Annotated in this window: 10 protein-coding genes; 5 read left to right on the top strand and 5 right to left on the bottom strand. The window is 70.0% G+C overall.

What is annotated here, in order from left to right; genetic code table 11:
- Position 1: 1 nt before the first annotated feature.
- Both ACWDTD_RS05845 and ACWDTD_RS05840 read right to left on the bottom strand, forming a co-directional pair.
- Positions 2-181, bottom strand: a complete 180-nt coding sequence (locus tag ACWDTD_RS05845) for a hypothetical protein (RefSeq protein WP_449746126.1) — start codon at positions 179-181, stop codon at positions 2-4.
- Positions 178-1,500: a PspC domain-containing protein gene (locus ACWDTD_RS05840; protein WP_449746125.1), complete on the bottom strand. Its 1,323-nt coding sequence runs from the start codon at positions 1,498-1,500 to the stop codon at positions 178-180. The genes ACWDTD_RS05845 and ACWDTD_RS05840 overlap by 4 nt, the downstream gene beginning before the upstream one ends.
- Before the next feature lie 120 nt (positions 1,501-1,620).
- Here ACWDTD_RS05840 and ACWDTD_RS05835 point away from each other — a divergent pair, with 120 nt between their 5' ends.
- Positions 1,621-2,907: a PspC domain-containing protein gene (locus ACWDTD_RS05835; RefSeq protein WP_449746124.1), complete on the top strand. Its 1,287-nt coding sequence runs from the start codon at positions 1,621-1,623 to the stop codon at positions 2,905-2,907.
- A complete protein-coding gene (locus tag ACWDTD_RS05830; RefSeq protein ID WP_449746123.1) occupies positions 2,904-3,626 on the top strand; it encodes a response regulator in 723 nt (240 codons plus the stop codon). The genes ACWDTD_RS05835 and ACWDTD_RS05830 overlap by 4 nt, the downstream gene beginning before the upstream one ends.
- 32 nt (positions 3,627-3,658) lie before the next feature.
- Here the strand turns inward: ACWDTD_RS05830 and ACWDTD_RS05825 are convergent, their stop codons facing one another.
- Positions 3,659-4,882: a protein kinase domain-containing protein gene (locus tag ACWDTD_RS05825; RefSeq protein WP_449746122.1), complete on the bottom strand. Its 1,224-nt coding sequence runs from the start codon at positions 4,880-4,882 to the stop codon at positions 3,659-3,661.
- Between the two features lie 84 nt (positions 4,883-4,966).
- Here ACWDTD_RS05825 and ACWDTD_RS05820 point away from each other — a divergent pair, with 84 nt between their 5' ends.
- The 3 genes from ACWDTD_RS05820 to ACWDTD_RS05810 all read left to right on the top strand — a co-directional run bounded on the left by ACWDTD_RS05820 (position 4,967) and on the right by ACWDTD_RS05810 (position 8,634).
- On the top strand, positions 4,967-6,004 hold the full coding sequence (locus ACWDTD_RS05820) for an Rv2578c family radical SAM protein (RefSeq protein ID WP_449746121.1): 1,038 nt from the start codon (positions 4,967-4,969) through the stop codon (positions 6,002-6,004).
- 138 nt (positions 6,005-6,142) lie between these two features.
- The gene (locus ACWDTD_RS05815) at positions 6,143-6,964 is read left to right on the top strand and encodes a hypothetical protein (RefSeq protein ID WP_449746120.1); all 822 of its coding nucleotides are present in this window, start codon (positions 6,143-6,145) and stop codon (positions 6,962-6,964) included.
- A gap of 44 nt (positions 6,965-7,008) precedes the next feature.
- Positions 7,009-8,634, top strand: a complete 1,626-nt coding sequence (locus tag ACWDTD_RS05810; protein WP_449746240.1) for a DNA polymerase Y family protein — start codon at positions 7,009-7,011, stop codon at positions 8,632-8,634.
- 21 nt (positions 8,635-8,655) lie between these two features.
- Here the strand turns inward: ACWDTD_RS05810 and ACWDTD_RS05805 are convergent, their stop codons facing one another.
- Together ACWDTD_RS05805 and ACWDTD_RS05800 are read right to left on the bottom strand one after the other, a co-directional pair.
- Complete coding sequence (locus ACWDTD_RS05805; protein ID WP_449746239.1) at positions 8,656-9,756, bottom strand: alanine racemase; 1,101 nt, start codon at positions 9,754-9,756, stop codon at positions 8,656-8,658.
- Positions 9,753-11,693 (bottom strand): SDR family oxidoreductase, encoded by a 1,941-nt coding sequence (locus tag ACWDTD_RS05800; protein WP_449746119.1) that lies wholly within the window; start codon positions 11,691-11,693, stop codon positions 9,753-9,755. The genes ACWDTD_RS05805 and ACWDTD_RS05800 overlap by 4 nt, the downstream gene beginning before the upstream one ends.
- Positions 11,694-11,710: the final 17 nt, after the last annotated feature.

The raw sequence follows: 11,710 nt of genomic DNA, 5'->3' as shown, positions 1-11,710 counted from the left end.
CTCAGTTCCGGCGGGTGCCGGTGAGGATCAGCACCAGCCCGATCACCAGACCCGCGGCCACGGCGATCCAGCCCACGGTCCCCGCGCTCGGTAGCGCGGGCCCGCCCGCGAGTCCCCATCCGGCCACACAGAGCCCGGCCACACCCAGGATCACCAGGCCCGGCGCACGATGGTCGCTCATCGGGTGACCTCCACCTCTCCGGCGCCGCTGTGGGCGTTGATCGTCAGGACCGGCGCGTCGGGCCCGTTGGTGCCCACCGACATTCCCTCCGGGCAATGGTATTCGCCCACGTCGGTGTCACAGTTGGCTGTCACGTTCATGTCCTTGGGCACGCGGACGATGATCTCGCCGACGCCGGCGCGCAGATCGACCGACCGGTCGGCGGTGAGGTCGACGTCGCGCAGGTCTAGTTCGATCTGACCCATTCCCACCGTGTACTCGCCGCGGATGTCGTTCTCGTGCAGTGGTTTCCACGATCGGTCGCCAACCCCTCCGGCGGGCAGCGGATTCCAGCCGGTGTTGTTTCCGGCGTTGACGGCGACGGTGGCCACGATCACCGCGACGCCGAGCGCGATACAGATGGGCACCAGTGCGACCTGTCGGCGGCCATGTGGCCGCCGACGCAACCCCACCACCACCAGTCCGGCGGCGACCACGGTAAGCGCTAGTGCGAGAACCCTTGCGGTGGTGAACCATTCGACGCCCGCCTGATGGGCGGCGGTACCCACGGCAGCGACCACCAATGCACTCCCGATCACGATCAGGCTTGCTCGCCCCACCCCGCGCCGCGGCGCGGTGACGGGCGGTTGCGGTTCGGTCGGTTCGGGCAGATCCCAGGCGAACCGCGCCGCACCGAGCGGATCCCACGACGGCGGTGGGCGGTCGATGCCGTCGTCGGCGGCGGCGGGAATCCCGGCGTTCGACGTGGTGCTGCCGGCACCGCCGGGTTCCCCTGCGACCGCGGTACCGGCATGCACCGCGCGCGGCGTCCATCGCTCGAAACGCTCCACCGGCAGGGGTGAGTCGGTCCCGGCCAGGGTGTCGGCACTGGTACCGGGCCTCGGATCCGGGGTGCGCTGATAGAGCAGCCACCAGCCGAGGAGCATCAGGATCGCGCCGACGAGGCCGCTGCCGCCCCACGTGCTGTTGGGTCCCGCCGAGACGGCCACGATCACCAGGGGGATGAGCAAGAGCAGCGCCGGTTTACGGGGATGGCCGGTCCGGACGCCGCGGCGATCCGATCCGGTGTCGGCTCGGCCGTCGGAGCCGACGGCCGACGGGCTCGACGGCATGGCCACCCACGCCGCGATGTACAGGATGAGTCCGCTGCCACCGAGCAGGGTGGCCACCACGAACGCCACCTTCACCAGGGTGGGGTCGACCCGGTAGCGGTCACCGAATCCGGCGCAGACACCGGCGATCGTCCGCGGTGCGGCCGGCCGGACCGGTCGCGTCGCCCATATCGTCTCCAGTTGGGTGCGGAACTCTTTTCCGTTCATACGCCCATCGTGTGGCATCGGGACCCCTCGTCACATCGGGGCGGCACCCTGACGTTGTCCCCGAATTCTCCGGTGGCACCCTGATGCGTCCGACGGGTGGTTTCGGGCACTATCGGTGGTGTGACCACGCAGTTGCCCCATGATGCCCCGGCCGTGCCACGGCTGGTGCGTCGCGATGCCGGCCGGGTGATCGGCGGTGTGGCCGGCGGTGTGGCCGATCACCTCGGTGTCGACGCCTTCCGCGTCCGCGTGGTGTTCGTGGTGCTGGCGGCACTCGCCGGTGCGGGCGTGCTGGCCTATGGTCTGCTGTGGTTCTTCTGCCCGCAGGGTGACGACACCACACCACCGGCGCCGGGCGAACGCCGGCAGGCCCTCGGACTGGCCATCATCGCGTTGGTCGCGATGACGGTCGTCGGGTTCGCCGCCTCGGGTACGCCGGCCGCCTACCTCGTTCCGTTCGTCTTCGTCGTGGTGGGCGCGAGCCTGGTGTGGCGCGAGTTCGACACCTCGCGGGTGACCCCGCGCAGCACCGCCCTCACCTGGACCCGGCTGGGCGGCGGTGCGGTGCTCGTCATCGGCGGCCTGGTGGTGATCGTGGTGGCAGGCAACCGCAATTTCGGTGGCCTGAGCACCACTTTGCTCGCGGTGGTGGCCACCCTGGTCGGCGTGGTGCTGCTCACCGTGCCACTGTGGATGCGCCTGTGGCGAGCGCTGAACGAGGAGCGTGCGGCACGCATCCGCAACGCCGAACGCGAGGAGATCGCCTCCCACCTGCACGACTCGGTGTTGCAGACCCTCGCCCTCATCCAGAAGCAGGCGGGAAAGCCCGAGGAGGTCACGCGGCTGGCGCGTAGCCAGGAACGCGAGCTGCGCACCTGGCTGTTCGGCGACTCCGCGCAACGCGGTGCGTCGTTGAGTGCGGCCATGCGCGGACTCGGGGCCGAGGTCGAGGACGACTACGGCATCGAGGTGGAGGTGATCACCGTGGGTGACCTGCGACCGGACGGTGACGGTGCGGGGGCACCGCGAGCGGCCGCCGCACGCCGACGCTGGACCGCACTGATCGGCGCCACCCGCGAGGCCCTGGTCAACGCCGCCAAACATTCCGGCGAGCGCACGGTCGACGTGTACTGCGAGGTCGGTGACGACGAGGTGGAGGTGTTCGTGCGTGATCGGGGTGCCGGGTTCGATCCGGACGCGGTCGACGAGGACCGGCAGGGGTTGGCCCGGTCGATCCGCGGCCGCATGGAGCGCGCCGGGGGTGCCGTTCGCATCGACACCGCACCCGGCCGTGGCACCAACGTGCGGTTGACGATGCCGCGCGAGGAGGGCGCCGAACGTGGCGAGCACAGCGGCGATCGCGCCGCCGATCCGGTGCCGGCGACCGACGAGGGGTTGGCCCGATGAACGGCGAGACGAAAGGGCACGGCGAGACGAAAGGGCACGGCGAGACGAACGGGCAGACGAACGCGCAGTGCCGCGTCTTCCTCGTCGACGATCACGCGGTGTTCCGGTCCGGGGTGCGCGCCGAACTCGCCGACGAGGCGGGCCTGTTCGTGGTCGGTGAGGCCGGTACCGTGCCGGAGGCGGTCGCGGGCATCACCCACACCCGGCCCGACGTGGTGCTGCTCGACGTGCACATGCCCGCCGGCGGCGGGGTCGCGGTACTGCGCAATGTCACCGACGCGATGGGCGAGGCGGCCCCGGTGTTTCTCGCCCTGAGCGTCTCCGACGCCGCCGAGGACGTCATCGCCACCATTCGCGCCGGGGCGCGCGGTTACGTCACCAAGACGATCAATGGCCGCGATCTCGCCGACGCGGTGCGCCGGGTGGCCGACGGCGATGCGGTGTTCAGTCCGCGGCTGGCCGGATTCGTGCTGGACTCCTTCACCGGCCGTTCCGCGGTACCCGAACCCGCACTCGATCCGGAACTCGATTCGCTCACCCGACGTGAACTCGAGGTCCTGCGTCTGCTGGCCCGTGGCTACACCTATCGGGAGATCGCCGAGGAACTGTTCATCTCCATCAAGACCGTCGAGACGCACGCCTCCAATGTGCTGCGCAAGACCCAGCAGTCCAACCGCAATGCGCTGACCCGCTGGGCGGCCACCCGCCACATCGGCTGAGTTACATCGGCTGAGTTACATCGGCGCACCGATCAGCGGATGAGCGCAATGGCCAGGACCAGTACTCCGGCGAGCACCACGAAGAACGCGAAGACGGTGACGGCCAGCGCGGTGGGCGACGTACCCGACGACCGCTGCGGCGGCGGAATGCTGGGTGGTAGATAGCCATTCGACACATATGGTGGTGGCGCGGAGACAGACGCGCTGGGCATGGCCGGGGTGGACATGAGCGTGTGCTCGTGGGCGCCGGCGGCGTTCATCGGCTGCCAGCCGCTGCCCACCGGCGGGTGCCCGGTGGGCGGCTGGCTCCGCGGGCCGCGGGCAACCGGTGCGACGCGTGCCACGGTGGCCGGTGTCGGGAGCAGGCTGGTGAGCACCTGGTCGGCCGAGCCGCGTCCGCCCGCGGCCACCCGGATCAGTTCGTCGCGGGCGTCGGTCATGGTGATCCGCTTGGTGGGACTCGGTTCCAGCATGCGTAGGAGCACCGGTTCGAGTGCGCCGGCCTTCGTCATCGGATTGATCTGAGCGCGAGCCACCCTGTGCAGCATGACAAGTGAGTTGTCGTCGACCCCGAAGGGCGGTTCACCCTCGACCATGGTGTAGATGGTGGCGCCCAGCGAATAGACGTCGGACGCCTCCGACGGCTCGGCGCCGCGGGCCACCTCCGGCGCGAAATAGGCGGGTGTACCGGTGATCACGCCCGTCTGGGTGAGGGTGACGTCGTCCTTGGCCCGGGAGATCCCGAAGTCGGTGAGCTTGACCAGCCCTGCGGTACGGCCACTTTCGGTGATGAGGATGTTGCCGGGTTTGATGTCGCGGTGCACGATGCCCGCGGCGTGTGCCTCGATCATCGCGTCGGCCACCTGCGCACCGATCTTTGCCGCCTCGGTGACCCCGAGAGTGCCGGTGGCATGCAGGATCTGGGCGATGCTGCGCGACGGGAGGTATTCCATCACCAGCCAGGGCTCACCCCGGTCGAGTGCCACGTCGTGCATGGCGATGGCGTTGCGGTGGCTCAGTTTGGCGGCGATGCGGCCCTCACGCATCGCGCGCTGCCGGATGTTCTCCGCCGAATCCTCGGAGAGGCCCTCGGTGGAGAGCACCTGCTTCACGGCGACGTCACGGTCGAGTAGCTGATCGCGTGCGAGCCACACGGTGCCCATGCCACCACCACCGATGCGGGACCGCAGCCGGTACCGGCCGGCGACCAGGTACTGCGGGCCCGGTACGCGGTAATTGTCGGCACCGAGGGACATAGGGGAGATGATAGCGGGGGGCGGCGCCGGCACGCGTCGCGCACGCGGTTGACACCACATCGCACGTGTGTTCGACTCGTGGGCATGAGGTGGTCCGAACAGATGGTCGAGGCCGACGACGGCGCACTGCCCGGTTTCGGCCGCGCCGGGCTGGTGCGGTCGGTGCAGACCCCGGATTTCGAGGGCATCACCTTTCACGAGGTGCTGGCCCGCAGTGCACTCAACGAGGTCCCGGAGGCGTCGGGGCTGCCGTTCCGGTTCACCGTCAACACCTTCCGGGGATGCACCCACGCCTGCCGTTACTGTTTTGCCCGGCCCACCCACGAGTACCTCGATCTCGATGCCGGGCGCGACTTCGACACCCAGGTGGTGGTGAAGCTCAATGTGGCCGCGGTGCTGCGCAAGGAGTTGCGACGGCGATCGTGGCGGCGCGACACCGTGGCACTGGGCACCAACACCGATCCGTATCAGCGCGCCGAGGGGCGGTACCGGCTGATGCCCGGGGTGATCTCGGCCCTGGCGTCCTCCGGTACACCGTTGTCGATCCTCACCAAGGGCACGATGCTGCGCCGGGATCTGCCGCTGCTGCGGCAGGCGGCGGGTCAGGTGCCGGTGAGCATCGGGGTGTCCTTGGCGCTCTACGACGACGAACTGCAGAAGCAGATCGAACCCGGCACCCCGTCACCCCGGGCGCGACTGGAGCTGATCCGGGCGATCGCCGATGCGGGGTTCGCGCCGCATGTGATGGTGGCTCCGGTGATCCCGTATCTGAGCGATTCCAGTGCCCACCTCGATGCGCTGCTGGCCGCGCTGGCCGAGGCGGGCGCATCCGGGGTCACCGCGTTCCCGATGCATCTGCGCGGTGCCACCAAACCCTGGTTCATGAGCTGGCTCGCCGAGCATCATCCGGCGTTGGTGCGTCGCTACCGGGGGCTCTACGGCCGTGGCGCCTACGTGACTCCCGAGTACTCGTCGTGGTTGCGGGAACGTATGCGGCCGTTGGTGATACAGCACGGTCTGGCCGGCCGGGAGTCGTCGGGCGGTGAGACCTTCCGGTCGGTGACACCCCCGGCCGAGGTGGTCGCGACGCCCGCGCAGCAGCAGGTGCTGACCCTGTTCTGACGCGAGTGCCCGCGGGCTCACCTGCGCTGTTGCGGAGTGTCGGAGGCCCGTCGTAGGATCGGCACACATCGAAAAAACGTTCGATCGGCGCGCACCTTCCCGGCTCGCCACGCGAATCAGCGCTGGCCAGGAGGGGTTATGAAGGTATTGCCGACAGCATTGCCGATGCAGGAGGTTCGCCCGGCGGAGGGGCGGACCGACACCCTGGCGCGGCTGCGCCGACAGATGGCGGTGCTCTCGGGCATGCCCGACCGTGCGTCCGTCGACCCCGACGACCGACTCGGTGCCGCGTTGCCGTTACCGGATTCGTTGTCGGATCTGTTGCCGCACAATGGTATTGCGCGCGGAAGTGTGGTTAGTTGTGTCGGTGCGCGGTCGTTGCTGGTGGCCGTGATCGCCGCGGCCACCGCATCCGGGGCGAACGTCGGCATCGTGGGCCTGCCCCGGCTGAGTCTGCTGTCCGCGGCCGAGATGGGCGCCGACCTCGCCCGCATCGCCACCGTCCCGCAACCCGGAGCCGATCCGGTGGAAGTGGCCTCCGTTCTGCTCGACGGGATGGACCTCGTGGTACTCGACCTGAACGGTGTCGACATCGCACCCTCGCGGTGCCGGGTGGTGATGGGCCGGGTACGGCAGTTGTCGTCGACGCTGCTGGTGGTCGACGGGCACTGGCCCGGCACCCAGGTGTGTCTGGCGGCAGAGGTGCTCACCTACCGTCATGTTCCCGATCCGGCCGGTCTGGCCGACCTCGCCGCCGCCCGGCGCGGCCACGGACGGATCGGCGGGATGCGGTTGCGGGTCACCGCGAGTGGTCGCGACCGGCGACGGCGCAGCGCCGACATCGACATCCACACACTGGGCTCCGGTGACACCGCGCTGGTCGGCAGCACCCGCTCGGACATCGCGTTCGGCGCGGTCGGGCACGCAGTGGACGAATCGGCCGGGGCGGTGGCGAACTGATGGGCGGCGAACTGGTGGGTGGCGAATTGTTGGGCGGCGAACTGATGGGTGGCAAGGCCACGGTGACCGGCGGACGACGGCGGCTGCTCGCCCTGTGGTGCCCGGACTGGCCTGCGATGGCGGCGGCTGCCGACGCCGACCTCCCGCCGACCCACCCCGTGGCGGTGTTGTCGGCCAACCGGGTGATCGCCTGCTCGGCGACCGCGCGGACCGCCGGAGTGCGTCGAGGGATGCGCAAACGGCAGGCCCAGTCGGCATGTCCGCAGATGCGGGTGTTCACCGCCGACCCCGACCGGGACGGACGGTTCTTCGAACCGGTGGTGGCCGCGGTGGCCGACGTCGTCGCAATGGTCGAGGTGCTGCGGCCGGGACTGCTGGTGGTGCCCGCATCGGCCGCCGCACGACATCACGGCGGGGAGGCGGAGCTGGCCGAACACCTCGTCGACCGGGTGTCGGCGTGTGGGGTGGAATCGCAGGTCGGCGTCGCCGACGAGATGTTCACCGCGGTCACCGCGGCCCGGCACGGCCACCACGTCGAACCCGGTGGCGATCGGGCCTACCTGGCCCGCCGCCCGGTGGCCGATCTGGCCGCCGAACCCAGCCTCTCCGGCCCGGACCGGGACGAACTGGTGGATCTGCTGCGGCGCCTGGGCATCGTGACGATCGGGGATTTCGCCGATCTGCCCCTCCGTGACGTGGCCACCCGATTCACCGCCGATGCGGTGACCGCCCACCGGCTGGCCACCGCCCTGCCCGGACGTCCGCCGTCGGCGGCCGCACCCGCACCCGACCTGGTCATCGAGCACGTCTGCGATCCCCCGATCGACCGGATCGACACCGCCGCGTTCGCCGGCAGACGCCTCGCCGACATGCTGCATCGTCGTCTCGCCGACGTGCCCGCGGCCTGCACCAAACTCAAGGTGGAGGCCATCACCGAACGCGGACAACGACATTCGCGGGTCTGGCGGTGCGCCCAGCCGCTGACCCCGGACGCCACCGCCGACCGCATCCGCTGGCAACTCGAAGGCTGGCTCACCGCCGGTGGGCGCGGCCGAGGGGAACAGGGCACCCGGCCCGACTCGCCGATCGCGATACTCCGGCTCGAACCGGTGGAAACCGTCGATGCGGGCGCCCTGCACTACGCACTGACCGGATACGGGCTACCCGGTGAGACGGAGGTCGGGGAGCGGGCAAGACGATCGCTGGAACGGGTACAGGGTTTGCTCGGCGGCGACGCGGTACGGGTTCCGGTGCGTGCGGGTGGTCGGGGACCGGCCGAACAGATCACCCTGATCCCGTTGGGAGACGAGAAGATTCCGGAGAGAGATGCCACCGCGCCGTGGCCCGGCCGGGTGCCCCGGCCCACCCCGGCGATCATCTCCGACACCCCGGTGCGGGTGACGGATCCGACCGGCCGGGAGGTCACCGTGACCGGTCGAGGGGCCTTCTCCGACGAACCGGCCGCGGTGCAGATGGCCGCACGCCGGCCCGGTGGCGACGATGCCGCCCGATCGGACAGCTGGGCGTTGCGCTGGTGGGCCGGACCCTGGCCGGACGGCATCGACGACGCCGGGATCACCGCCCGGGCGCAGGTGCTCCTCGACGACTCCCGGGCCCTGCTGTTGCACTACCGCGCCGGCGGATGGGTGGTCGAGGGTGTCTACGAATGAGTGCTGTTCACGTATGGCGACTCACGCATTGCGACCCCGGGCGGTCACCGGCCACATCGTGGTCTCGCCGTCGGAGGTGCTTGCGACGAGGGTGTCCACCAGGTTCACCGCGGTACACACGTGATTGGGGATCACCCGCGTCACCGCGCCCGGATCGGGCAGTTCATCGGCGGAGACGCCCGCGGGATACTCCACGACGGCATGATGTTCGGAGAGCGCGACGATACGTGCATCGGGTTCGTCGAGGATGCGGCCGTGCCCGCTCGCCCACACCGGCCGGTCGGCGCCCAGGATCTTGCTGCCCGCATCCACCACCACCCGGTTACCGCTGCGGTGCACCACCGTGGCCACCGCGGTCAGCGCGACATCGTCGACGCCGCACGAGCCGAGCTCCACCTGCTGCGCGTCGTAGAACGGGTAGACGCCCGGACGGATCTCGGTGAGCACGCCGGAGCCGGCGAACTCGATGGTCGGAGTGGACCCGCCGCTGCGCACCCGAGGTTCGATGCCGATGGCGCGCAACGATTCCGATGCCTCGGCCAGCGCACTCACCTCCTGGTCGGCGGCGGTGCGTCGCGCGTCGCCCGGTCCGTATCCGTGTCCGGGAAACGTGAAGACGCCCACCACCTCGAGTCCCGCGTCGCGTGCCGCGGCCGCCACCTCGCCCGCGGCAGCCGGCGCCACGCCGGTGCGGTGCTGGCCGGAATCGACCTCCACCGCCACCTGCACCCCGCGATGGGCGCCCGTCCACCCGGCGCCGAGTTCGGCACCGAGACGCTGCGCCGCGACCACCGAGTCCACGCCGAGCCGCAACGACACCCGCTGCGCCAGCGCGCGCAGTCGCGCCCCCTTGTGCGCGGTCACCCACAGGGGGTAGGCGATGAACAGGTCGTCGGCTCCGCTGCGGGCGCTCCCGGCTGCGAACGCCTCTGCCTCGCCGATTGTCGCCACCGTGAGACCGACTGCCCCGCAATTCATCTGGCGGCGGGCGATCTCGTCGCATTTGTGTGTCTTGGCGTGCGGGCGCAGGTCGATGCCGGCCTGCGCCGCCAGGGCGGCGACCCTGGACAGGTTGCGGTCGAGCCGGGCGACGTCGACGGCGAGATACGGTGTGTCGATCAGCTGAGCGTATCCGACGGATCGGCCACGGTGCCGAGCGCGGCCGCGGACTCGCGCATCAGCAGGTACTCCTGGTGCAGAATCCACGCCGTCAGACGCGGGGCCACCCGCCGGCCGAACTCCGCGAGGTGGCCGATCGGCGGACTGATCCGGGCGGGGTGCGCAACGATGGCCCGCAGTACCGTCGCAGCGGCCTTGTCGACGTTCCACACCCCCAGCGAATCGCGGTACGCCTCGGTGGGCGCGATCATCCGGGTGCGTACCAGCGGGAGCCGGACGTTGGTGAATGTCACGTGATCGGAGAGGGTTTCGGCTCCGGTCGACTCGCTGAACGCCTCCAGCGCCGCCTTGGATGCCGCGTACGCGCCGAATCGGGCGCCGTGGGTCTGCACCGCGATCGACGACACGTTGACCACATGACCCGACTGCCGTTCCACCATGTGGGGGAGCAGGGCGAGCACCAGGTTGACCGCGGCGAAGTAGTTGACGGCCATCACACGCTGATAGTCGTGGGAGCGGTCGGTGGCGTTGCGGGTGGCGCGGCGGATCGATCGGCCCGCATTGTTGACCAGGACGTCAACGTGGCCGTGCTCGCCCAGGATGTTCTTGACCAGGGTGCGCACCGACTCCTCGTCGGTGACGTCACACGGGTAGCCGAAGGCACGTCCCGGTGGCACACCGGGTTTGGACTGCGAGGCGTTGAGTTCGGCGACCGCGACCGCGAGATCGTCGGCGTTGCGGGCCACCACGTAGACATCGGCACCGCGCGCCACACACATCCGCGCCGTCGCCTTGCCGATGCCGCTGGATCCGCCGGTGATCAGGATGTGTTTGCCGACGAGTGGGCCGCGTGGATCGGCGCGACGGTGCCGGGCCGGGTCGAGGTGTTCGGCCCAGTACCGCCAGAGCCGGGGGCCGTAGTCGTCGAGGTCGGGAAGGGTCACGCCGAGTCCGCCGAGCCGCGTGATCGTCTCATCGGCACGGAAAACCGCGGACATCCGGGTGGCGTCGAGCACCGCGGGCGGGATGCCCTCCCCGATGGCGATCAGGTCGCGGATCGGTTTGACCGGTCCGGCGCCGGACAGCGTGATCATCGGCGCCACCAGCCGACGGTCGAGGGCGGCGATGCCACGCGGGCCGCCGAAACCCGGTGCGAGGGCGTTGTACATGCCGACGACTCCGCGGTCCTTCGGGTCGGCGAGGTGAAAGACCAATCCGCTGCGATCGGGGTCGGTGTCGGCCAGCGCCACGATCGCGTCGACCACGAAGTCGACGGGCACCAGATTGAGGCGGCCGAGGTCGGGCATCGGCACGATCAGCGCCGACGGCAGCATCCTCAACAGTCGCAGCCGGGGGAAGAAGTAGTAGGGGCCGTCGACCTTGTCCATCTCACCGGTGCGCGAATCACCGACCACCACCGACGGCCGGTAGACACGCCAGCGCAGACCGTCGCGCTCGCGGACGAGCTTCTCGGCCTCGAACTTGGTGCGGTGATAGGGCGTCGGAAATCCTTGTCCCAGATCGAAATCGGCCTCGGTGAAGGCACCGGAATGATCTCCGGCCACGGCGATCGAGGAGACGTGATGAAGCATGGCGCCGCGGTCGGCGGCGAGGTCGGCGACGTGCGCGGTGCCGTCGACGTTGGCCCGCTGCTGCGTCTGCGCGTCGGCGGTCATGTCGTAGATCGCGCCCAGGTGGATCACGTGGTCGGTGGCGGCCGGTAGGTCGGCGGAGTCGAGGCCCAGGCCCGGTGCGGTGAGATCGCCGACCACGGGATGCAGTCGATCGGCGGATACGTCGGCGAACATCTCACTGAATCGGGTGAGTGAACCGGCGCGGACCAGTGCGTACACCGTGGCGTCGGGCCGGGTATCGAGCAGTCGACGGATCACCCGTCGACCGATGAAACCGGTGCCACCGGTGAGGAAGTACGTGCTCACTGTGTTGTCCCCGATCG

The organism is Gordonia sp. NPDC003425 (genome assembly GCF_053588635.1).
This window is presented reverse-complemented; position numbering and strand designations above follow the sequence as displayed.

What these genes read in the sequence shown, in the direction of transcription:
- ACWDTD_RS05845 (WP_449746126.1), bottom strand. Translation starts at nt 181, where the DNA reads ATGAGCGACCATCGTGCGCCGGGCCTGGTGATCCTGGGTGTGGCCGGG.
- ACWDTD_RS05840 (WP_449746125.1), bottom strand. Translation starts at nt 1,500, where the DNA reads ATGAACGGAAAAGAGTTCCGCACCCAACTGGAGACGATATGGGCGACG.
- ACWDTD_RS05830 (WP_449746123.1), top strand. Translation starts at nt 2,904, where the DNA reads ATGAACGGCGAGACGAAAGGGCACGGCGAGACGAAAGGGCACGGCGAG.
- ACWDTD_RS05825 (WP_449746122.1), bottom strand. Translation starts at nt 4,882, where the DNA reads ATGTCCCTCGGTGCCGACAATTACCGCGTACCGGGCCCGCAGTACCTG.
- ACWDTD_RS05820 (WP_449746121.1), top strand. Translation starts at nt 4,967, where the DNA reads ATGAGGTGGTCCGAACAGATGGTCGAGGCCGACGACGGCGCACTGCCC.
- ACWDTD_RS05815 (WP_449746120.1), top strand. Translation starts at nt 6,143, where the DNA reads ATGAAGGTATTGCCGACAGCATTGCCGATGCAGGAGGTTCGCCCGGCG.
- ACWDTD_RS05810 (WP_449746240.1), top strand. Translation starts at nt 7,009, where the DNA reads ATGGGTGGCAAGGCCACGGTGACCGGCGGACGACGGCGGCTGCTCGCC.